This window comes from Sulfurovum indicum, from assembly GCF_014931715.1.
In the GTDB taxonomy this organism is placed as follows: domain Bacteria; phylum Campylobacterota; class Campylobacteria; order Campylobacterales; family Sulfurovaceae; genus Sulfurovum; species Sulfurovum indicum.
In genome coordinates this window covers 579,987-601,334 of record NZ_CP063164.1, presented here as the reverse complement: position 1 = coordinate 601,334, position 21,348 = coordinate 579,987, and the positions used below count along the sequence as shown (strand labels likewise).

17 protein-coding genes and 8 tRNA genes are annotated in these 21,348 nt (G+C 43.9%); 14 read left to right on the top strand and 11 right to left on the bottom strand.

From position 1 onward, the window contains the following. Positions 1-11: 11 nt before the first annotated feature. Genes gatA through ileS form a run of 3 tightly spaced genes read right to left on the bottom strand, consistent with a single transcriptional unit; the run spans position 12 to position 4,252 of the window. Positions 12-1,355, bottom strand: a complete 1,344-nt coding sequence (gatA, locus tag IMZ28_RS03060) for an Asp-tRNA(Asn)/Glu-tRNA(Gln) amidotransferase subunit GatA (RefSeq protein ID WP_197549280.1) — start codon at positions 1,353-1,355, stop codon at positions 12-14. Between the two features lie 9 nt (positions 1,356-1,364). Next, complete coding sequence (locus IMZ28_RS11050; RefSeq protein ID WP_269472901.1) at positions 1,365-1,490, bottom strand: hypothetical protein; 126 nt, start codon at positions 1,488-1,490, stop codon at positions 1,365-1,367. Next, on the bottom strand, positions 1,490-4,252 hold the full coding sequence (ileS, locus tag IMZ28_RS03055) for an isoleucine--tRNA ligase (protein WP_197549278.1): 2,763 nt from the start codon (positions 4,250-4,252) through the stop codon (positions 1,490-1,492). Before ileS ends, IMZ28_RS11050 begins: the two co-directional genes overlap by 1 nt. Positions 4,253-4,345: 93 nt before the next feature. On the opposite strand from ileS, the gene IMZ28_RS03050 reads away from it, so the two are divergent. The 10 genes from IMZ28_RS03050 to IMZ28_RS03005 all read left to right on the top strand — a co-directional run bounded on the left by IMZ28_RS03050 (position 4,346) and on the right by IMZ28_RS03005 (position 7,325). Then, positions 4,346-4,828, top strand: coding sequence for a CinA family protein (locus tag IMZ28_RS03050; RefSeq protein ID WP_197549276.1), 483 nt, complete (start codon positions 4,346-4,348; stop codon positions 4,826-4,828). A gap of 94 nt (positions 4,829-4,922) precedes the next feature. Further along, positions 4,923-4,998: transfer RNA gene (locus IMZ28_RS03045), tRNA-Lys, on the top strand. 13 nt (positions 4,999-5,011) lie between these two features. After that, positions 5,012-5,088: transfer RNA gene (locus IMZ28_RS03040), tRNA-Asp, on the top strand. Between the two features lie 20 nt (positions 5,089-5,108). Continuing rightward, positions 5,109-5,184 (top strand) — tRNA-Lys (locus tag IMZ28_RS03035). Between the two features lie 19 nt (positions 5,185-5,203). Beyond that, positions 5,204-5,279, top strand: a tRNA-Val gene (locus tag IMZ28_RS03030). A gap of 28 nt (positions 5,280-5,307) precedes the next feature. Continuing rightward, a tRNA-Glu gene (locus IMZ28_RS03025) sits at positions 5,308-5,383 on the top strand. A gap of 5 nt (positions 5,384-5,388) precedes the next feature. Continuing rightward, a tRNA-Val gene (locus IMZ28_RS03020) sits at positions 5,389-5,464 on the top strand. A gap of 56 nt (positions 5,465-5,520) precedes the next feature. Then, a tRNA-Asp gene (locus IMZ28_RS03015) sits at positions 5,521-5,597 on the top strand. A 35-nt stretch (positions 5,598-5,632) separates the two neighbouring features. Beyond that, positions 5,633-5,719, top strand: a tRNA-Leu gene (locus IMZ28_RS03010). Between the two features lie 292 nt (positions 5,720-6,011). Then, positions 6,012-7,325, top strand: a complete 1,314-nt coding sequence (locus tag IMZ28_RS03005) for an FAD-dependent oxidoreductase (protein ID WP_197549274.1) — start codon at positions 6,012-6,014, stop codon at positions 7,323-7,325. A gap of 176 nt (positions 7,326-7,501) precedes the next feature. On the opposite strand, the gene hisD is transcribed toward IMZ28_RS03005, so the two are convergent. The 5 genes from hisD to IMZ28_RS02980 form a co-directional block, all read right to left on the bottom strand. Continuing rightward, positions 7,502-8,794, bottom strand: a complete 1,293-nt coding sequence (gene hisD / locus IMZ28_RS03000; RefSeq protein ID WP_197549272.1) for a histidinol dehydrogenase — start codon at positions 8,792-8,794, stop codon at positions 7,502-7,504. Between the two features lie 337 nt (positions 8,795-9,131). Continuing rightward, positions 9,132-10,052 carry a 1-aminocyclopropane-1-carboxylate deaminase/D-cysteine desulfhydrase gene (locus IMZ28_RS02995; RefSeq protein ID WP_232087506.1) on the bottom strand — a complete coding sequence of 307 codons (921 nt, stop codon included), beginning with the start codon at positions 10,050-10,052 and terminating at the stop codon, positions 9,132-9,134. A 21-nt stretch (positions 10,053-10,073) separates the two neighbouring features. Next, on the bottom strand, positions 10,074-11,147 hold the full coding sequence (gene fbaA, locus IMZ28_RS02990; protein ID WP_197549271.1) for a class II fructose-bisphosphate aldolase: 1,074 nt from the start codon (positions 11,145-11,147) through the stop codon (positions 10,074-10,076). A gap of 14 nt (positions 11,148-11,161) precedes the next feature. Beyond that, complete coding sequence (locus IMZ28_RS02985; RefSeq protein ID WP_197549269.1) at positions 11,162-12,205, bottom strand: hypothetical protein; 1,044 nt, start codon at positions 12,203-12,205, stop codon at positions 11,162-11,164. A 26-nt stretch (positions 12,206-12,231) separates the two neighbouring features. Further along, positions 12,232-13,080 carry a peptidylprolyl isomerase gene (locus IMZ28_RS02980; protein ID WP_197549267.1) on the bottom strand — a complete coding sequence of 283 codons (849 nt, stop codon included), beginning with the start codon at positions 13,078-13,080 and terminating at the stop codon, positions 12,232-12,234. A 117-nt stretch (positions 13,081-13,197) separates the two neighbouring features. On the opposite strand from IMZ28_RS02980, the gene nth reads away from it, so the two are divergent. Beyond that, positions 13,198-13,851, top strand: a complete 654-nt coding sequence (gene nth / locus IMZ28_RS02975; protein ID WP_197549265.1) for an endonuclease III — start codon at positions 13,198-13,200, stop codon at positions 13,849-13,851. Between the two features lie 178 nt (positions 13,852-14,029). Here the strand turns inward: nth and IMZ28_RS02970 are convergent, their stop codons facing one another. Then, positions 14,030-15,301, bottom strand: a complete 1,272-nt coding sequence (locus IMZ28_RS02970) for a M20/M25/M40 family metallo-hydrolase (protein ID WP_197549263.1) — start codon at positions 15,299-15,301, stop codon at positions 14,030-14,032. Positions 15,302-15,570: 269 nt separating this feature from the next. On the opposite strand from IMZ28_RS02970, the gene IMZ28_RS02965 reads away from it, so the two are divergent. Both IMZ28_RS02965 and IMZ28_RS02960 read left to right on the top strand, forming a co-directional pair. Then, positions 15,571-15,795 (top strand): hypothetical protein, encoded by a 225-nt coding sequence (locus tag IMZ28_RS02965; RefSeq protein WP_197549261.1) that lies wholly within the window; start codon positions 15,571-15,573, stop codon positions 15,793-15,795. Between the two features lie 25 nt (positions 15,796-15,820). Then, complete coding sequence (locus tag IMZ28_RS02960; protein WP_197549259.1) at positions 15,821-16,003, top strand: CPXCG motif-containing cysteine-rich protein; 183 nt, start codon at positions 15,821-15,823, stop codon at positions 16,001-16,003. 2 nt (positions 16,004-16,005) lie between these two features. Here the strand turns inward: IMZ28_RS02960 and IMZ28_RS02955 are convergent, their stop codons facing one another. Then, a complete protein-coding gene (locus IMZ28_RS02955) occupies positions 16,006-16,218 on the bottom strand; it encodes a DUF1653 domain-containing protein (RefSeq protein ID WP_197549257.1) in 213 nt (70 codons plus the stop codon). Between the two features lie 99 nt (positions 16,219-16,317). On the opposite strand from IMZ28_RS02955, the gene trpB reads away from it, so the two are divergent. Then, the gene (gene trpB / locus IMZ28_RS02950; RefSeq protein ID WP_197549255.1) at positions 16,318-17,538 is read left to right on the top strand and encodes a tryptophan synthase subunit beta; all 1,221 of its coding nucleotides are present in this window, start codon (positions 16,318-16,320) and stop codon (positions 17,536-17,538) included. A 226-nt stretch (positions 17,539-17,764) separates the two neighbouring features. Here trpB and metH read toward each other — a convergent pair whose 3' ends face one another. Further along, the gene (gene metH / locus IMZ28_RS02945; RefSeq protein ID WP_197549253.1) at positions 17,765-21,274 is read right to left on the bottom strand and encodes a methionine synthase; all 3,510 of its coding nucleotides are present in this window, start codon (positions 21,272-21,274) and stop codon (positions 17,765-17,767) included. Between the last annotated feature and the right edge of the window lie 74 nt (positions 21,275-21,348).

Sequence of the window (21,348 nt, the reverse complement as noted above, 5' to 3'; positions counted from 1 at the left end):
TTTTCCTTTATTTATTTAGTATAGTTAACTGCTTTTTCCATACTTGCAGCACCGTTAAAAAGTGTTTTTTCATCAAAAGCTTTGGCAATAAGCTGAAGCCCAATCGGCATACCTTCACTGTTTTTTCCGACAGGGAGTGAAATACCCGGCAATCCTGCAAGGTTTACACCCAATGTATACATATCTGACTTATACATCTCAAGCGGATCATGCAGTGCACCTATCTTCGGTGCTACACTTGGTGCAACAGGCGAAAGAATAAGATCTGCATCTTCAAATATCTTGTTATACTCATCCCGTATGAGGTGTCTGACTTTTTGTGCTTTCACATAATAAGCATCATAATAACCTGATGAAAGCACAAAGTTCCCTAACAAAATACGTCTTTTAACCTCTTCTCCAAAACCTTCACTTCTTGTATTATAGAAAAGTTCTTCGGTTGTTTTGGACTCTGCCCGGGTGCCATAGCGTACACCGTCATAGCGTGCCAAGTTTGTCGCTGCTTCTGCTGTAGCCAAGATATAGTATGTAGCAATATCATATTTTGTATTACTCATCTCCCTGCGGACAATGGTATGTCCTGCCGCTTCCAGTTTTGCTACAGTATCGGCAAAAGCTTTTTGGATGTCGGCATCTGCCGCTTCTACATAGGAGTCTATCACTGCAATAGTCAACTTTACATCCGGGTTGAGATTGTTCGCGATATCTTCTATCTCAAAATCCGCAGAGGTAGAGTCTTTGTCATCATGCCCTTTAATTGCATCATAAAGAATAGCCGCATCCTCCACATTCTGTGTGATAGGTCCGATCTGATCAAGACTTGACGCATAGGAAGCAAGACCAAAACGGCTGACACGTCCATAAGTTGGTTTCATCCCGACACATCCGCAGTAGGCTGCAGGCTGCCTGATAGACCCTCCTGTATCGGATCCGAGAGCAGCAATAGCGATACCTCCCGCTACTGCTGCAGCCGATCCGCCGGAACTTCCTCCCGGAACCCTCTCTTCGCCGTACGGATTCTTCGTTGGTCCATAGCAGGAGCTCTCAGTGGTTGACCCCATCGCAAACTCATCCATATTTGCACGTCCAAAGGCCATCATTCCTTTAGCTTTCAAATTTTTAACTGCTGTTGCTTCATAAGGTGCGATATACCCTTGAAGGATCTTTGAACCCGAAGTGACAGACCAGTCTTTTACCTGAATATTGTCTTTAATAAGAATAGGTACGCCTTCACCCGAACTTTCAAAACCGACATACGCATTAAGACCGCTCTCTTTTGCCTTTGCCTCAAGCTCCTGTCGCAATATTGCCAACTCCTCAGCAGACTTTGTTAATGCTTCTTTTAATGTTATCACTGTTTATCCTTATTTAATATCGAACTTCTTTTTATAGTATGCAACAATAGCCAGACCAATTCCCACCAACCCAAAAACAAAAACGATCGAACCGATGATCACACTCAGTTGGACAGGTTGGGAGAGATCGAACATTATGCCTCTTCTCCAACAACACTTGCACAACGTTCACAGACACACTCTTCAGAACTGCTTGTAAATCTCCAGCATCTTGGACACTTCGCCGCTGTTGCCTTGTGAACAGTAAAGGTCTTGCCATCTACTTCGAAAGAAGCCACTTCATCTCCCTCACTGCTTGTTTTCACAGCCGAAACAACAAACCAGTCTTCAATATCTTTATCTTCACTGATTGGCAGTGCTTCTCTCTCTCCTGCTATTTCAAGCTCAAGTGTTGATTTGATGATCTTCTCCTTCTTGAGGGAATCGATCGCTTCGGAGAACTTCTCTCTGGCTTCAAGCAAAATCGCATCATTGAAACTTGCAGCTACTTCAGGAAGCGGTTCATAGACAAGATCAAACACATTCTCCATTCCCCCTTTGAAAATAGCCGGAGCATACTCCAGGATCTCATCTGCAGTATAGGTAAGTACCGGAGCTACCAACCCCAACATCGCCTTGGCAATAAGAAGCATCGTAGATTGTGTTGCACGTCTGACATCAGAGTTTTTTGCCTCACAATAAAGCCTGTCTTTGGTAATATCCATATAGATACCGCTCAACTCATTGGTAATGAAGTGATTGAGCGTTGCAAAACCTTTAAGAAAATCATTGCTGTCAAAACTCGTTTTAACCAAAGCAAAGACTTCTCTTGCTTTATTAAATATCCACCTATCCAGCTCTCCGTAAGCTTCCTGTGCCACTACAGTATCCAGGTCATTCACATTGGCAAGCAGAAACCTGAAAGTATTTCTTATCTTTCTGTACTGTTCTGCTGTCTGCTTCAATATACCGTCAGAGATCTTCAAATCCGTCTGATAATCTGAAAGTGCAACCCACAGCCTGAGTATCTCAGAGCCATACTGCCTGATAACTTTATCCGGAGCAACAACATTCCCTTTGGATTTGGACATCTTTTCACCCTTCTCATCGACAGTGAAACCATGGGTGATCAATGTCTCATATGGAGAGATCTGGTTGATTGCGCTGCTTAGAAGCAGTGAAGACTGGAACCACCCTCTGTGCTGGTCACTTCCTTCAATGTAAAGTGATGCCGGATAGTTTCCTGCATCATAATTACCCGAACTCAGTACCGAATTCCATGTCGAACCGCTGTCAAACCATACATCCAGAATATCTTCGATCTTCTCAAGCTCGTCAGGATTGTATCTGCTGCCTTCAGGCAAAAGCTCTGCGATGCTCATAGAGTACCATGCGTCTGCACCATATACATCAAAGAGTGATGCTACATGTTCAAGCACATCTTCATCAAAGATTACCTCTTTGGTACTCTTGACCCGGAAAAAGGCAATAGGTACACCCCAGCTTCTCTGACGGGAGATACACCAGTCCGGCCTTCCTTCAATCATAGGCTGCAGTCTGTTTTTAGCCGTAGCCGGATAGAACTCGACAGATTCAATGGCATTCAGTGCTGCGTCCCTTAAAGTCTTGTCAGAACCTTCCGCTTTATCGTCAATTGATATAAACCACTGATTGGTCGCTCTGTAGATGAGAGGCTTTTTCGTTCTCCAACAGTGAGGATAAGAGTGTGTGAACTTGCTGACTTTCAGTAAATTGTCTCCTAAAAGCTCAAGGATCGGCTCATTGGCTTTAAAAATATGCATTCCCACAAACTTTTCAGGCTCAGGCAGAAGGTTCAACCCTACGACCGATTCATCATAAAGTCCTTTCTCATTCACAGGCATAAGCACTTCAAGACCATATTTAAGCCCTACTTTATAGTCATCTTCACCATGCCCTGGCGCTGTGTGTACACACCCGGTACCACCATCCATCAATACATGTTCACCAAGAACTACTTTTGAAGGGCGGCCGTTCAGCGGGTTTATCGCCAGTAACCCTTCCATTTCTGTAGCAGCAATCTTCCGTGAAGCATGACCGCTGACAACTCCCTCTTCGATCATGGCATCATAACGTGCTTCTGCAACGATATGTCCGTCATCGGTAAGTACATACATCTCATCAGGATTAATGGAAATACCAGTATTGGCCGGCAGTGTCCAGGGTGTCGTCGTCCAAATAACCAGCCCGGCTTTTCCTTCAACCCCTACCCTCTCTTTTGCCGCATCGGAAAGCTCAAAATGTACGTAGATCGAGTAATCCTCTTTATCTTCATACTCAACCTCTGCATCTGCCAGTGCCGTCTGTGCTGCCCATGACCAGAAGATCGGCTTATGGCGCTCCACAAGCAATCCTCTCTTGGCTACTTCACACAAGGTCCTGTAAATATTCGCTTCAAACTTGAAATCCATAGTTACATAGGGGTTCTCCCAGTCAGCAATTACTCCAAGTGATTTAAAACCGTCTCTTTGAATATCAATGAACTTTGCTGCATGTTCTCTACAGAGTTCCCTGAATTGCTCGGTTGGCATTGCTTCCTTCTTGGACTTTCCGAGTTTCTCTTCAACTTTCTGTTCTATAGGCAGGCCGTGACAGTCCCAGCCTGGTGTCATACGAACTGCTTTCCCCTGAAAATAGTTATACTTCAGGATAATATCTTTAAGAATTTTGTTGAGAGCATGCCCGATGTGAATATCACCATTGGCATAAGGAGGACCATCATGAAGCGTAAATACAGGAGCACCTTCACGTTTGGTTTTCATCTGTTCATAAATGTTGGTATCAAACCAGTGCTTATACTTTTTTGGTTCATTCGCAGGAAGATTTCCACGCATCGGAAAGTCTGTTTTGGGGAGGAGAAGTGTCTCTTTATAATCCATAGTCGATAATACCTTTTTAGGGTCGCCCCTTTTATATTATCGTGTGATTATATCCAAATGTCTATTAGAGGCTACTTTTGGTACAATTTTATCATGAAGAAACTAAAGAAATCAGTAGAAAATATCATCAGAGAACTGGAAAAAAGAGAAGAGACGATCACATTTGCAGAAAGCTGTACAGGGGGAAGGATCGCTGCAGCTTTTACTGCGATCCCGGGTGCTTCAAACGTACTGAACGGTTCCTGTGTCACTTACTCAAATGAGATCAAACATCTCTGGCTTGGTGTTGAGGATGAAGTATTGGCAAACTATGGTGCTGTAAGCAGAGAGTGTGTCTCTCAGATGCTTGACGGTATTGTAAAAATGGCAAACGCAGACTATGCCATCGCCGTCTCCGGTATTGCCGGACCTGCTGGAGGAACTAAGTTCAAACCGGTAGGTACTGTCTATATAGGTGTTCTGACACCGGGAGAGAAAGAGATATACCACTGCATCTTTAAAGGGAACAGGGAATCGGTACAGGAGCAGTCTGTTCAGTATGCCGTTAAAAAACTTGCTGTAAAACTGAATATTTGAAAATTTTTTCGGTTTTTGTAAAAATCTCTTGACAATAAAGACGGTCTTGGCTATAATTCCGTCCACTTATTCAGAAAATCTGCATAAGTCGTGTGACCCGTTAGCTCAGTTGGTAGAGCAACTCCCTTTTAAGGAGTGGGCCCTAGGTTCGAATCCTAGACGGGTCACCACCATGTGTAATGTGCGGCGGTAGTTCAGTTGGTTAGAATACCTGCCTGTCACGCAGGGGGTCGCGAGTTCGAGTCTCGTCCGCCGCGCCATTCACACTTTTCGTCACTGTGACCCGTTAGCTCAGTTGGTAGAGCAACTCCCTTTTAAGGAGTGGGCCCTAGGTTCGAATCCTAGACGGGTCACCACCAAAACAATCACTTCGTTGGTCGCTTAGCTCAGTTGGTAGAGCGCTACCCTTACAAGGTAGATGTCACAAGTTCGAGTCTTGTAGCGACCACCATACAATATGTGACTGTTTGGATCTAGATGACCCTTTCATCTAGTGGCCAAGGATGCTACGTTTTCATCGTAGTCACAGAGGTTCAAATCCTCTAGGGGTCGCCATTTTCGGTCGCTTAGCTCAGTTGGTAGAGCGCTACCCTTACAAGGTAGATGTCACAAGTTCGAGTCTTGTAGCGACCACCATAACCTTTTTTAAAGAAAAAAAGGTAAAATACTTTTCAACCTTTTTAGGTTCAGGTGCGGCGGTAGTTCAGTTGGTTAGAATACCTGCCTGTCACGCAGGGGGTCGCGAGTTCGAGTCTCGTCCGCCGCGCCACTTCTTTTTTATAATCACAAATTCCAGATAATCATGCGGACATGGCGGAATTGGTAGACGCGCTAGATTCAGGTTCTAGTGGGAGCAATCCCGTGGAGGTTCGAGTCCTCTTGTCCGCACCAAAATGCAATTTTCTAAACCCTTATTGGATATCTGCTCTTTTTTATTATCATCCTTCTCTCTATAAAAACACAACTGCTATTTATACTTTTGCAGGAAATAGTTCAAGTCTTTATCCTCTTCTCCATCTCTTTCTTAGTACATGATACAAGGAAATCATCCTGACCACCAAAATAGTATGGCAAACAATTCTCATTTTCCTTTAAATAATTCAACAAAAAATACATTTTTAAAATTAGCAATAATCTCATCTATGTTATAATCCTTTTTTATTTCAAAAAAAAAGGATTTCCTATGAAACGCAGAGACCTTTTTAAAAGTTCACTCATTGCATTCTTGTCGCTCTCTTCCATGATGAAAGCAGAGCCTTCAAAAAACACCCAAATACCACAAACAAACAAAAAACCTTCAAAAGGTCCTCATATTGTAGTAGTAGGCGGGGGGTGGTCAGGACTCTCCTTTGCCAAACATGTCAAAGAGTATGTGCCACACGCAAATGTAACACTGGTTGAAAAACGTGATCACTTTGTATCCTGCCCTGCCAGCAATGCCTGGCTCTTTGATTTGGTTGACCTGGAGTTTTTAACTCACAGCTTTATTGATGCAGCGAATAACCATAACTACACCTACCTGCAAGCCGAAGCGACAGGACTCAATGCCAAAGAGAATATCCTCTCAACTACCAAAGGTGATCTGCACTATGACTACCTTGTTTTTGCTACAGGCATAGAGTATGACTATTACGTATGGAGCAAAGGCGATAATGCATTTGAAAAACGTATCCAACGAGAATATCCTCCGGCATTTATTCCCGGTTCAGAACATTTAACACTCAAACGAAAAATCAAACATTTTAAAGGCGGCAACTTTATCATCACCGTACCCAACGGAAACTATCGTTGTTTACCTGCTCCTTATGAGCGGGCCTGTCTGCTTGCTGACCATATTAAACGCAATAAAATAAAAGGCAAAGTAGTTATTCTTGATGCAAACAATACTGTAACTATCAAAGAAGAGGGCTTTCTTTCTGCTTTCAAAGAGCTATACAAGGAAGAACTTGTCTATATGCCCTCGACTACAATAGAGTCTATCGACTTAGATAAAAAAACTGTAGTGACTGAATTTGATGAAATACCTTTTGAAGATGCTGCTTTCTACCCGAATGTTCGTGCACCAAAGCTTCTTGAAAAACTTGGTCTGACCACCAAAACTCCCTACAACCGTATTGAAGCCAACCTCGATGTCTATACCTATCGCTTCAAAGGGCATGATAACATCTTCGGATGTGGAGACTTAAGACCTATGGGCTTTTCAAAGTCTGGTAATACCGCCTATACTGAAGGTGCCAATGTAGCTAAAATGGTTGCTGATGCCATCGGAAAAAACGCGATAAAATGGAAATCACCTATCACTTTTTGTGTATCACTGATTTCAATGAAGCCCCAACGTGAGATCTCTTTGCTTTCGGAATATACATATGGTTCCAAAGGAGAAACAAAGTTTGCCAAGACTATCTCAGATGAAGACTGGAGAGATAATACTCTTGGCAAACACAAGTCACAATTTACCTGGGCAAAATCTATGTACGACAATATGTTTTATACGTAATTTACAGAGGAAATCCGACAGGCATCAGATCAGCTTCATGCCTGTCTGACGTGCCAAAAGGTCTCTAATCGGTCAAGAACCGTAAGAAAACTGGTAAAAACTGCATGTAAACAGTTTTTTAAAAAAATAATATTTTTCATACTCTCACCAAGTATGGAGAATATACAGAGAAGATGCTAGTCTCTCAAACGGATCCTAACACTCTCTTCATGTGCTGTCAAGCCTTCTGTATTGGCGATTAAAGCACACTTCTCACCGATCTCATCCATTCCCTGCCTACTCATCATAATGATCGAAGATTTTTTCAGAAAGTTCTCTACACTCAGAGGAGAGTAGAATTTTGCCGTACCGCCTGTCGGAAGTGTATGGTTCGGTCCTGCAATATAGTCTCCAATAGGCTCCGGTGTATTCTCTCCAAGAAAAATGGCACCCGCATGTCTGATCTTCTCTAACAAAGTCATGGGATCTTTAGTCACTACCTCCAAGTGTTCCGGAGCAATCTCATTCATCAGCTCAATCGCTTCGTCCATATCTTTTGTAACAATGATCGCTCCACGCTCTTCTATGGATTTTCTTGCAATATCTTCCCGTGAAAGGGTATTGAGAAACTCCTCTACTTTATCGCTGACCTTGTTTGCCAACTCACTGTCGGTGGTAATAAGAATAGAACTTGCCATTTCGTCATGTTCTGCCTGCGAAAGAAGATCGATCGCAAGATAGTCCTCTTTGGCACTCTCATCTGCCAGAATACCGATCTCAGAAGGCCCTGCGATCATATCGATATTCACTTCACCATACACCAGTTTCTTGGCTGTTGCCACAAAGATATTTCCTGGTCCCGTGATCACATCAACTTTCGGGACAGTCTCGGTTCCATACGCCATTGCTCCTATCGCTGATGCACCTCCCACTTTGAATACATTGGTGACTTTACAAAGGTGGCATGCAGCAAGAAGCAGCTCATTGAGTTCATTATCAGGTGCCGGAGTACAGACTACGATCTCCTTTACACCCGCAACCTGTGCTGGAATCACATTCATCAAAAGAGAGCTTGGATAGGCTGCTTTTCCACCAGGAATATAAAGACCTGCTCGGTCTACGGCCGTTACTTTTTGTCCCAGGATAGTTCCGTTTTCTTCTTTGTCCATCCAGGTCTTTGGCATCAGTTTCTGATGATAAGCTTCAATACGCTCATAAGACAGATGCAAGGCTTCACGAAGTGCGGGGTCAATACGCTCGTATGCTTTTGCCATCTCTTCGACTGAGACCAGAAGGTCATCATCACTTTGCGGTTCCCATCTGTCAAAACGTGCAATCTGTGCTTTAAGTGCACTGTTTCCATCTGTCTGTATCTCTTTGAGCAATCCGGAAACAATTCCGGTTACTCCCTCTATATCCATCTTGCCACGTTCTAAAAGTTCATTGAAATTCGATTCAAATGTATCATCACTACTGTACAATATTTTCATTTTCTACCTTTTTTAATCAAAGCTTTCTAAAAGAAAGCATACCAAAACTATTCACTATTCATTATTAGGGCACCTTTAATAACCCCATATGCTCATAACATTGCCGGCTTTGTTCTAGGCAAGGCACACTTTACAGACCTAGCCGTAGCTAAGTCGAAAAAGTGTAACGCCGCATAGGGCAAAGCCGGCATTGCCCAAAGGGTGGGCTTTGCAGACGCGATCTTTCACAAGATGCTTCCATCGTCTTAGCTTTGGCTAGGACTTGAAAGCCTCTTGCAAAATCTCACATCTGCAAAACCCATTATGGGCGTATGGGGTTATTAGAGGTGCCCATTAATTATTCACTCATGACAGACGGGTATTTCCGCACATATCGTCGGAGCATGCTTTCATTGCCAAGCACTCCCCCCTGGTGGATATAAAGTGTCGGCTTGCTGTAAACTTCGGGATAGACTAACAGTGTCCGCCACCCCAAAGGATCATACAGCAGATCGAACAGGACGCCCGTTTGTTGTTGTAATTTTAGCCAAATTTCGTAATTTTCTCTATAGAGTTTGCCAAAATGGTGTTTTTTTTCCAAACACAAGATAGTCGGGTGGAATACTTTATCTTCTTCCAGCATTAAAAACTGTTCCTTCAAATAAGCTTTATTTCCAACACATGGCGTCGTGTATACAAGCGTTGAGCGTTGAGCATTGAGTGTTAAGAGGGATTTTTGGAGAAAAAGTGCCGTCGTCCCCGTACCCGATGGCAAAAATATATTAAGTTTTTCTATATTATTTTCTCTTTGCCAGGCTATGATCTCCTGGGCCAATATCTTAATGCCGTATACAGCTTCTTGTTGACGCCCCCCTTCTTCGATAAACAGTATATCCGGTTTCCCTTCGACCAGCTCAGCAACCGTTTTCTGAGCTGGTCGAAGCACCATGCCGTTTTGCAATGCTGCTCTATAGTTCCCATGCGGATTTTCTTGTAAATAGTCTGCGACATGATCCACATAGTACTCAAACACCCACCCCTTCATCTTTGCCAATACTGAGAGTGAGTACATAGCGTTGGACTGTGCTGAACCATAAGAGACCACCTTGTTAATATGCGGAAAACTATGTGTTAAAAAATAGTGAAATTTACGTGCTTTGTTCCCCGAAAAGTCAGCGTGTATCAAGTCATCACGTTTTAAATAGAACTGTTTATTTTCAAAAAAGATAGATTGAATAGGGGAAGGTAGATTCAGAGGCAACTTTGCTGCCTCTTCCAAACATTCGGTACTCAATGCCTCTTAATTGCGTCCTACGCAATTAAGGTCTTCAAATGCCTGTTCAAGCCTCTTGACCATAGAGAGCTCACCTTCTCTAAGCCATTTTCGAGGATCATAGTAGTTCTTGTTAGGTTTGTCTTCACCTTCTGGATTGCCGATCTGGCCTTGCAGGTAGTCATGGTAGTAAGCTGTGTATTGACGCACACCGTCCCAAAATGCCCATTGGGTATCAGTATCGATATTCATCTTCACAACACCATAACCAATAGCCTCACGGATATCCGAAAGCTCGGAACCTGAGCCACCATGAAAAACAAAGTCTACAGGCTTTTGACGTGTACTGAACTTCTCCTCAATGTACTTTTGAGAATTGTCCAGGATCTTTGGTGTCAACGTTACGTTACCCGGTTTATATACTCCGTGTACATTCCCGAACGATGCAGCAATAGTAAATTTATCAGAGACTTTCATCAGTTCTTCATAGGCATACGCAACCTCCTCAGGTTGTGTATAGAGTAGAGCGTTATCAATATTGGTATTGTCAACACCATCCTCTTCACCACCCGTTACTCCAAGCTCGATCTCCAGAGTCATTCCTATTTTACTCATACGTTCCAGGTACACTTTACAAGTAGCAATATTCTCTTCGATCGGTTCCTCCGAAAGATCAATCATATGCGACGAGTAGAGCGGCTTGCCATATCGTTCAAAATGGGTTTCACTTGCATCAAGCAGTGCATCGATCCATGGAAGCAGCTTTCTTGCTGCATGATCTGTATGAAGTACTACAGGTACACCATAAGCTTCAGCCATAGTATGTACATGCTGTGCACCGGAGATCGCTCCAAGAACAGCACCTTTTTCCGAAGGAATGCCTTTTCCCGCATAGTAGGCTGCACCGCCGTTACTGAACTGTACAATGACAGGAGAATTTACTTTTTTAGCTGCCTCCATAACAGCATTTACCGACGAGGTTCCTACCACGTTAACTGCAGGAATGGCAAATTCATTCTCTTTTGCAATCCTAAAGAGTGTTTGGAGATCATCTCCGGTAACTACACCCGCATTTACTGTATCTAACACTTTTGTAGACATATTCACTGCTTCCTTTACTTCAATGTGATCTTTGCTTTTTTTGTTAACTTCTCGATAAACTTCTCTTGTGCGATCTGCATCTTCAGACTCTTCTCAAGTTCCGTATACTCAGGAAGTTTTTTCTTGTTTTGAGATCTCTTGGCCATCTTTTTGATCTTTTCATAGCGTCTCTTTGCTTCTTCATCCGTTACACTTATCCGGGAGAGTTTTTTTTGCATCCAGTAGTTTGCCAGAGCCGTGTCCTGTTCCTCATTGGAAAGACCGTTTTTGGCTGCCAACGCGATCAATTTGGCAGGTGCGACCATCTGCAGCACTCTTTTTCTCTCCTTCTCAGGCAGAGTTGCCCAGGTCATCTTCCCGTTGGTTCTTATCTGCAATGCCTTGTTCACCTCATCAATAGTCAGTGCCATCATGCCGACATATCCTGCAATCGTATCTGAAGAGGGCTCGACTCTGATCTTGGCACCATTGAGCAGCTGTGCAACCACCTGTTGTTCGATGATCTGCAGTTTAATACGGTCTTTGACTGCCTCAAAAGGAGGTATCTGCTGTAATGCACTTTGCGCTTTAGCCTGTGCCTTTATCTTCTCATAGGCTGCCCTGACCTGTTCATCAGGAACATTGGTTGCGGCAACTGATTTTTGCATCCAGACACGTGAGAGAACCGCATCCTTCTCTTCACTTGAGAGTTCCTTCTTTGCTTTTTCTGCCAAAAGCATAGGAAGAGCCAGCTCTTTAACAAGTGCCAAACGCTGTTTTTTGGGTAGTAGATCGAAATCTTTGATTTTGCCCTTTGTACGTTTGGAGAGATAGTTGTCTGCTTCTTTTTTTACAATTTCCATACCATTGACCGTAGCAATAACCGCTTTGGCAGAGCGCGTTTTCGGTTTCACCCGATCAGGCTTGCTGCCTAGACTGATCCCGTTTAAGTTGACCATGGCAGGTGTCTCTTCTTTTTTGTTCAGCATACCGGAAAGACTGTTCTTCAGTGCATCTGCAGATGCACTTTGGATCAACAGTCCGCTGCTAAGCCCTATCGCTACAACTATCTTTTTCATTCTTCCTCCCCTGTTTGCGATCTGGCTTATTTTTTCTCTCTCTTCGTCTCTTTGCTCATATCAACGATTTTTGCTTTACTTGTCAGCTCTTTTGCCATATCAGCGATCTTTTTGGCAAACTCCTGCTGCTTCAGTGTAGCAATGATCTTCTCTTTAACAACATCGTAGGCGACCGGCTTGGCTTTTGTTTTTTCCTCAAGATAGATCACATGATAACCAAACTGTGTTTTGACCGGTTTTGTTGTGATCTCTCCTACTTTCAGTGCCCATACTGCTTTAGAGAACTCCGGTACCATCTGCCCTTTTTTAAAGTTTCCGAGATCTCCGCCTTTTGGTCCTGAAGGGCCTGTAGATTTTGCTTTTGCCAACTCGATAAACTTCTTTTTGAGTGCCTCGCCTTTAAGTCCTTTAAGCTCTTTAATGATTGCCTCTGCATCTTCTTCTGTTTTTACAAGAATATGTCTGGCATGTACTGTTTCAGGCATCATGAATTTATCTTTGTTCTTCTCGTAGAAAGCTTTTGCCTCACTGTCGCTGACCACAGCACTGTCCATCTGCTTTTTCATCCACATATTGACCATAAGCTCATCAGCGATCTTTGCCATATTTCTTTTAAACTCAGGAGTCTTGTCAATCCCTTCTTTTTTCGCAAGTTCGGTAAAGAGTGCTTTTTCAATCAATGTCTTTTTCACCAATGCTTTCTGCTCAGGTGTCAACTGCGCATAATGTGCCTGAGGTGAAGTTGCATTTACGAAAGCCTCTGCATCCTGTTTAGTGATGTTCTTTCCGTTTACGGTAACAAGGATGTCTGATGCGACAACCGATGTTGCCATAACAGCAACTGCGATAAGTGAAGTTTTTGCAAGTTTTAACATTGTAACGATGTCCTTTTTGATTTAAAATTATAAGTGATAATAGTATATCTGTTCTAGTTAAACAATTCATTAACAAATACGCGTTATGCTAAGATTTTCTTAAGGAGTTGAGTCACTATGGCTAAAAAGGTAAAAAAAGCAACAAAAAAAGAGATTGAAGAGATCAAAGCACTCTTTTTGGAACACTACCCTGATTCGGTTACTGAGCTGGAATATAAAAACATATATGAGCTGCTCATTGCAGTGATGCTTTCGGCGCAATGTACCGACAAACGGGTTAACATCATCACACCAGCGCTCTTTGAACGCTACCCCGATCCTGTCAGCCTTGCCAACGCAGATCTGGACGAGGTCAAATCCTACATCAATACCTGTTCATTCTTCAACAACAAAGCAAAGAACCTCATCAAAATGGCACAGTCCGTCGTAGAGAATTACGGTGGAGAGATACCATTGGAGAGGGATGAACTGGTCAAACTTGCAGGTGTAGGGCAAAAAACCGCCAACGTGGTAATGATAGAATACACAGGTGCCAACCTGATGGCAGTCGACACACATGTCTACCGTGTAGCACACCGTTTGGGACTGTGTGATGCTCCCACTGCTCTCAAGTGCGAAGAGGAGCTGACAAGGAAGTTCAAAACCGATCTGCACCGTCTTCATCAGGCAATGGTCCTTTTTGGACGCTACAGATGCAAGGCTGTCAAACCTGAATGTGATGACTGTTTCCTGGCAGCACACTGTAAAACGAAAGAGAGTTTCAAGGTATAATACCCCTCTTCCTCCTCTTCATAAAACAACAAAAATTTCAGTAGGTTTGGCTATACCAAACGCTGCATAACGTCTTGATCCCATACCAGATATCAACATCGTCAGGATGTGTGACATGGTCACACCTACACATGATTAATACATTATGAGCAGGAGTAGTCGTTCCTTGACCCATCTTCTAAAGAGCCTGGATGATCCTCTCAAGCACTGAAAAAGTCTTCTCCACAGAATCAAGCTGTACCATCTCACGTGTTGAGTGCGGATAACGTATGGTCGGCCCGATAGAAGCGAACTTTATATGAGGATACTTCTGGGCGATCACTCCGCACTCAAGCCCGGCATGGATCGCCATCAGCCTGCTTTGACCGAACACCTCTTGCATCTTTTTGTCTACCAATTTTGTAAAGTCGGTAACCTCTGGTTTCCATGCGGGATACTTGTCTTCGACTTTTGCAGTCAACCCAAAAGTTTCAAACAGTTCTACCGTCTCCTGTGTCAGCTTCTCCAGTGCCTCCATATCCATTGCCCTGGCACTGGTCTCTACCTGCATACCTCCCTTTTCATCGGCCGATATAATGGCAAGATTAATACTCGTATGCGGAATACCAAATGATTTGTTCATTTGATGTACTCCATGCCTGAAGCAGTTTATCAGTTCGATGATCCGAGCTCCTTCTTTCAGGATATCCGGTGACTCATCTAAAACCCTTGCCGTCACCGCTTCTTCATTCGGCAACACTGTTTCACTCCGCACGATAGCCACGGCATTGGCAGGAATGGAGTTGCGACGCTCTCCGGCATAGAGACTGACAAGCTGTGTAACATTCTGCTTTGCCAAATACGCTCCCAGCACCTTAATGGCAGAGGGGATATTCTTATCGATGTCAACCCCGGAATGTCCACCCGAAAGCCCCCTGACCGCCACTTCATAACAGGCTCCTTTTCCTTCCGTATAGCTATCCTGCCTGAATGCCGTAATATCCGCTCCTCCTGCACACCCGATGTAGACTTCCGCCTCATCCTCACTGTCAAGATTGAGCATGTAGGAGGCCTTCAGATCAAAGGCAAGCTGGTTGGCACCGATAAGTCCTATCTCCTCATCGGAAGTGATAAGATACTCCAATACCTTTCCCTCCTCCATCAGCTGCATCATCATGGCTATCGCCATTGCATTATCTGCTCCCAAAGAGGCATCCTTGGCTTTCATCCAACCATCTTCCTCATAGGTCTCTATTTGAGGGGCTTTCCCCATACAGACCATATCGTAGTGTGCCTGCAGACAAAGTCTTGGTGTACCTTTATGGATGTAGATGTTCTTCACTTCATCTACTTCTGCCTCATACCCTCTCTCTTTGGCGAAACCAACCAAAAAATCACACAGCTTGTCTGCCTCTTTAGAGCAGTGCGGTATCTGAGTCAATGTTTTGAAATGTTCAATGATCTTTGACATTTTGTTCCTTTACATGGTGCGTTTAAAACGCATTCTACAGATATTTTTTTATGAACACATGGTTTTGTCACTTTTGCGCCAGGTTATGCAGGTACATACGCAACCACATTTCCGAAACAGATTGCCCCGGGTACCGTCCGCACAATTGAAAAAGTAACTATTGTTACCTACTTTTTCTAAAAAAGCAGGGATATCACCCCTTATTAAAAGTAAACCTTTGATATAACCAAAGAAGTATAATACAATCACATAAAATTAAGGATATCCTTGTGTGCCTTATCGTCACCATCCTGATGCTTGTCCTAAGTATCCAAAACCTCATCAACCACCAATGGAGTATCGGTATACTCCAGCTTGTCATCGCCATAGGCTTCACCATCATACTCGGGCGGAACATTCAGATGAGCCGCTGTGAAAGAACTGGAGAGTGCAGCGGGTGTACTTTACCTAACTGGTTGACAAGATGGTTCAGGAAAAGAGACAGTGATCATTGACAATAACAGAATTAAGGAGAAACCAATGGAACATTTTTTTACCTGTCCCTACTGCTGGGAACAGATTTCAATGATACTCGACCCATCTGAAGAGGAGAGTGAATATATCGAAGACTGCGAGGTCTGCTGTCGTCCTGTTGAACTCTCTTTTAGATTCTCAGATGATATCCTTGTCAGTTTTGAAGCAAGAAGAATGGAGGGAATTTAGAATCATGCGTAGAGAAATGTAAACCGATCCACCTTTTCTCCATTGACTTCTACTTTTTCAATAAACATCTCATAAGGACGTACCCATACGCCATAATCACCATAAAGTGCGCGATATACCACCAGCCACTCCTCTGTTTCCGAATGTCGTGCCGTCATAAATACCTCATACTCACAGCCTTTATAATGCCGGTAAATCCCTTTTTTGATCTCCATATTCCACCTTTTCTAAATATTCTAACATAAAAAACCCTTCAGTTATTCACAAACGCTTTTAAAGTACAATTGTCAAAACTGCATATATAAGGATTGACTATGGCTGAAAATATTTTCGATTGTCCGCTGCCTGATGAAAATGGATTTTTTGGAGAGTATGGAGGGGCCTTCATTCCACCGGAACTTCAAGTCATCATGAATGAGATCAGTAGTTCTTACGATGAAATAAGAAAAGACTCCGACTTCCTGAATGAACTGGCTGATCTCTATCAGCACTATGTAGGCCGTCCAAGTCCTCTTTTCCATGCCAAACATCTCTCTAAAAAGTATGGTGCCGCCATCTATTTTAAAAGAGAAGACCTCAACCATACCGGTGCACATAAGATCAATCATTGTCTGGGTGAAGCACTGCTTGCAAAAAAGATGGGGAAAAAGAAACTCATTGCAGAAACCGGTGCGGGACAGCATGGTGTCGCACTGGCAACAGCTGCCGCTTTGGTCGGGCTGGAGTGTGACATCTACATGGGTGAGGTCGATATGGAAAAAGAGCGTCCAAACGTCGTACGTATGCACATTCTGGGAGCAAAGGTTATTCCGGCAACCCATGGAAGACGGACACTCAAAGAGGCGGTCGACACAGCATTTGAAAACTATCTTAAAGACCCCGTCACACAGTTCTATGCCATCGGTTCGGTCGTAGGACCTCACCCCTTTCCGAAAATGGTACGTGACTTCCAGTCGATCGTCGGGGTGGAAGCTAAAGAGCAGTTTCAGCAGATAACAGGAAAACTGCCTGAGAATCTTGTTGCCAGTGTCGGTGGCGGTTCCAATGCCATGGGGCTCTTTACTGCATTCATCAATGATGAGTCCGTTGCCATGCATGGTGTGGAGCCTGCAGGACGCAGCCTGGAGATTCCTGGAGAGAATGCAGCAACTATGACGCTCGGCAAACCTGGTGTTATGCACGGATTTAAATCCTATATGCTTCAGGATAGTAATGGAGAACCTCAAGAGGTCTACTCTGTTGCCAGTGGGCTTGACTATCCATCGGTCGGTCCGCAGCATGCCTATCTCAAAGACATCGGCCGTGTCAACTACCACTACGTCTACGACCATGAAGCGATTGATGCCTTCTTCGAACTCTCAAGAGAAGAAGGGATCATACCGGCGATCGAATCAGCGCATGCTGTTGCCTATGCTCTGAAGCTGGCAAAAGAGAATAATAACGGCGGTACGATCCTTGTAAACCTTTCGGGACGCGGTGATAAAGATATTGACTTTGTTGTTGAGAATTACGGCGACAAGTATGGCATCAAGTAAACGGTCTTTTTCATTCCGTCCGGATACTTGCTACAAGCAAGTGATCTTTAAACTCGTTCCCATGCTTTGCGCAGGAACATATAGATGAGCACAGCATGCTATCGATTTGTGGGCATATTAGATTTGAAATATACGTTCCAACGTACAACGTGGGAACGATTGAAGCATATATTACACCATAGTGACGTGTTCAACATAGAGGCACCATGCAGAACCTCTCTTCCGGTTACACTGCATAGTAGGTTGCTTTAGGGTGATGCACCACCAAAGCTGTCGTACTCTGTTCAGGATGAATCTGAAAAGTTTCAGAAAGCTCGATACCGAACTCTTCAGGTTTAAGCAGATCAAAGATAATACGACTCTGTTCCAGATCGGGACAGGCCGGATAGCCGAATGAATAGCGTGCTCCCTGATATCGGTTCATGCGTACATCACGCAGAGTTGCTTTTTCATCCTCTTTCAAGATACCAAGATCCATACGTATCTGTTTGTGTACCACTTCTGCCAAAGCCTCGGCAAGTTCTACGGAAAAACCGTGAACCATATTATACTCCAGGTATTTTCCTGCATCGTAAAGCTCTTTTTCATATGCAGAAAACTTAGGCCCGGCACTCACACAGGTAATGGGAAGAACATCATGTCTTTCGTGCCTGAAGAAATCGCTGAGCGCACGGTAGGGTTTTCTTCTCTGTCTTGGAAAAGAGAAGGCATATTCTGCTCTGCCTACTACCTCTTTGAAGGCTTCACGGTTCGCATTGGCATCAATATTCCAGCCTTCACGTTCATCAAAGACCAGAAGTTCCTGGTCATTGCTTCGTACCGGATAATACCCATAAATGATCGTCGGATCAAAAAGGTCTTTTTGGATAAACTCTCTTTTCAGGCGCTCATAGGCAGGATAGACCGTTTCATCAAGCAGCTTCTGGTATTCTGCCTTGTCCATCCCTTTGCTTTTGTATCCCCAGTGCATCTTTATAACTGTTTTCTGATTAACCCAGTCAAAGATCATATCGAGATCAAGATCATCTTTTTGAAGCACTCTTCTGCCCCAGAACGGTGGAGTGGGAATATCTACAGCAGGCGGCATCTTTATCTCTTCGAAAGGAGGAATAACCACCTCTTTTTTCTCTTTCCTCTCCTCTCTTTTCACCATATCTCCTGCCAGACGCGTATCCAACCCGGCAGCTGGATCTTCATTGTACTTCTCTATGCGGCTCATTGCAATTACTCCGTCAAAAGCATCACGGCAGTAGAAGATCGGTCCTTTGTATACGGGGCGGCAGAAGTCATCGACAAAACTGCGTGTCAAAGCAGCACCTCCAAGCAACACAGGGATCTCAATTCCCATCTCAGCCATTGCTTCAAGATTATCTTTCATCACAGCAGTAGACTTGACCAGCAATCCACTCATACCGATAGCCTGAATAGACTTTTCCTTCATTACATCCAGATACTCCTGAAGTTCGGTTTTGATTCCGACATTAATCACCTTGAAACCATTGTTGGAGAGGATAATATCGACCAGATTCTTCCCAACATCATGTACATCCCCTTTGACCGTACCGATCACCAGTGTCGTATCAGTCTCTTTCTCCTGTTTGGTCAGATACGGATTAAGATAATCAACTGTTGCTTTCATAGTTTCTGCCGACTGGAGTACAAACGGCAACTGCATCTGTCCTGACCCAAAGAGTTCACCCACAACCTTCATCGCATCAATAAGAATTTCGTTGACAATCTTGTCCGGATGAATATCATGTCGTGCTTCTTCAACCAACGGGATCATGCGCTCTTTATCCCCGTCAAGCAGCAGTTTGGCGATCTTCTCTTCTATGTTCATTGCCTCATATGCTTCATCGGTGGACGAATCATCCAGTGTTTTGTCAGAAAAGTGTTCAATAAACTTGAAAAGTGAATTGTCATCAGGATGAAAGAGCAGTTCTTCACATATATCAATATCTTCCTGGCTCATCTTTGCCATAGGGACAATATGCTTGACATTGATGATAACCGAGGTCATCCCTGCCTGAATACAGTGATGAAGGAAAACAGAATTCAGGAAGATACGTGCATTTTTGTCCAAACCGAACGAAATATTGGAAAGCCCCAGCGTCGACCCCACTTCAGGATGACGCCTGTGCAGTTCCCTGATCGCCTCAAGAGTCTGAATAGCAGCATCACGGTACTCAAGATCTCCAGATCCTACCGTAAATGTGAGCATATCGAAAATAAGATTGCTTGGGTCGATACCGTGCCGGTTGACACAAAGATCATAAAGACGCTCGGCAACAGCCAATTTTGTATCTGTGGTCTTTGCCATTCCCGTTTCATCAATGGTCAGACAAACCAAAGCTGCTCCAAAACGTTTGGCAAGACGGCAGATGGCATCAAGTTTCTCTTCTCCATCCTCAAGGTTGACCGAATTGATAATAGGCTTTCCTCCAATGCACTTGAGTGCGGCCTCCATTGTTCCGACACGTGTGGCATCCGGCATCAACGGCAGAGGGATCTTTTGATTGTAAAGTGCCATCACCTCTTTCATATCTTTGGCACCGTCACGTCCGGCAAACTCCACGTTGACATCCAGACAGTGCGCTCCGTCACGTACCTGTGCCTGTCCCACCGTCAGTGTCCCCTCATAGTCTCCGGCAATAATGAGTTCTCTAAAGGCTTTGGACCCGGTTGCATTGCTCCGTTCACCTATGAGCAGCGGTGCAGGTTCCTGAAAAAGCTCGACTGTATTAAAGAGTGATGCAATACTTGGCTTGATACTTCCTGTAGGTTTTTTAGGTCTAATGGTCTCAACCGCTTTTTTCAGTGCATGAATATGCTGTGGTGTCGTTCCGCAGCATCCGCCCAGAAACCCCACACCGTCAAACGCTGTAAATTCCAACTGTTTTTGGGTAAATTCCTCCGGTCCCATCGGGTAGTAGGTGTATCCTCCCCGATTCTGAGGAAGTCCCGCATTGGCATGAACAGAAATAGGAATACTGCATAGTTCTGAAAGCACTTTGAGATGTTTTTTTACCTGGTCAGGTCCTGTCCCGCAGTTAAAGCCCAGCGAAAGAATATCGAACGGCTCCAAAATCGTTACAATTGTTGTTGCATCTGTTCCAATAAGCATAGAACCGCTTAATTCAATAGTGACCGAGACCATAACTGGCAATTTTATATTTCTCTCTTTATTCGCATCTTCACAGGCATGCAGTGCCGCTTTGATCTGCAGCGGGTCCTGACAGGTCTCAAGCAAAAAGAGATCACAGCCACCATCAATGAGCCCCAGAGCTACCTCCTTATACCCTTCATACATCTCATCATAGTGGATATGCCCCAAAGAGGGAAGTTTCGTTCCGGGACCGATGGAACCAAGTACAAATTTTGGAGCGTTTTCTGTACTGTATTCTTCACAGACACTCTTTACAAGCTGTGCACCTTTTTTCGAAAGTTCATAGGCACGTTCACCCATTTCATACTCATCGAGTACCCATGGCATCGTTCCGAAAGTATTGGTCTTAATGAGATCCGCCCCAGCCATTGCATATCGTTTATGGATGCGCCCTATCAGTTCGGGAGCAGTATCATTGAGCAGTTCATTACACCCCTCCTGCTCTTTACCTCTGTGGTCTATCCATGCCTCTTTGGGTACTTCAAGATCCTGTATCTGTGTACCCATGGCACCATCGATAACAAGTATACGCTCTTCTAAAAGATTTTTAATCGTTTCTGTGACAGGCAAAGTATTCCTTTTCTGGGTTTCTCCCCAAGAATATAATATGCAATTGTATCAAAGTATCGTTAAACTCTATATCT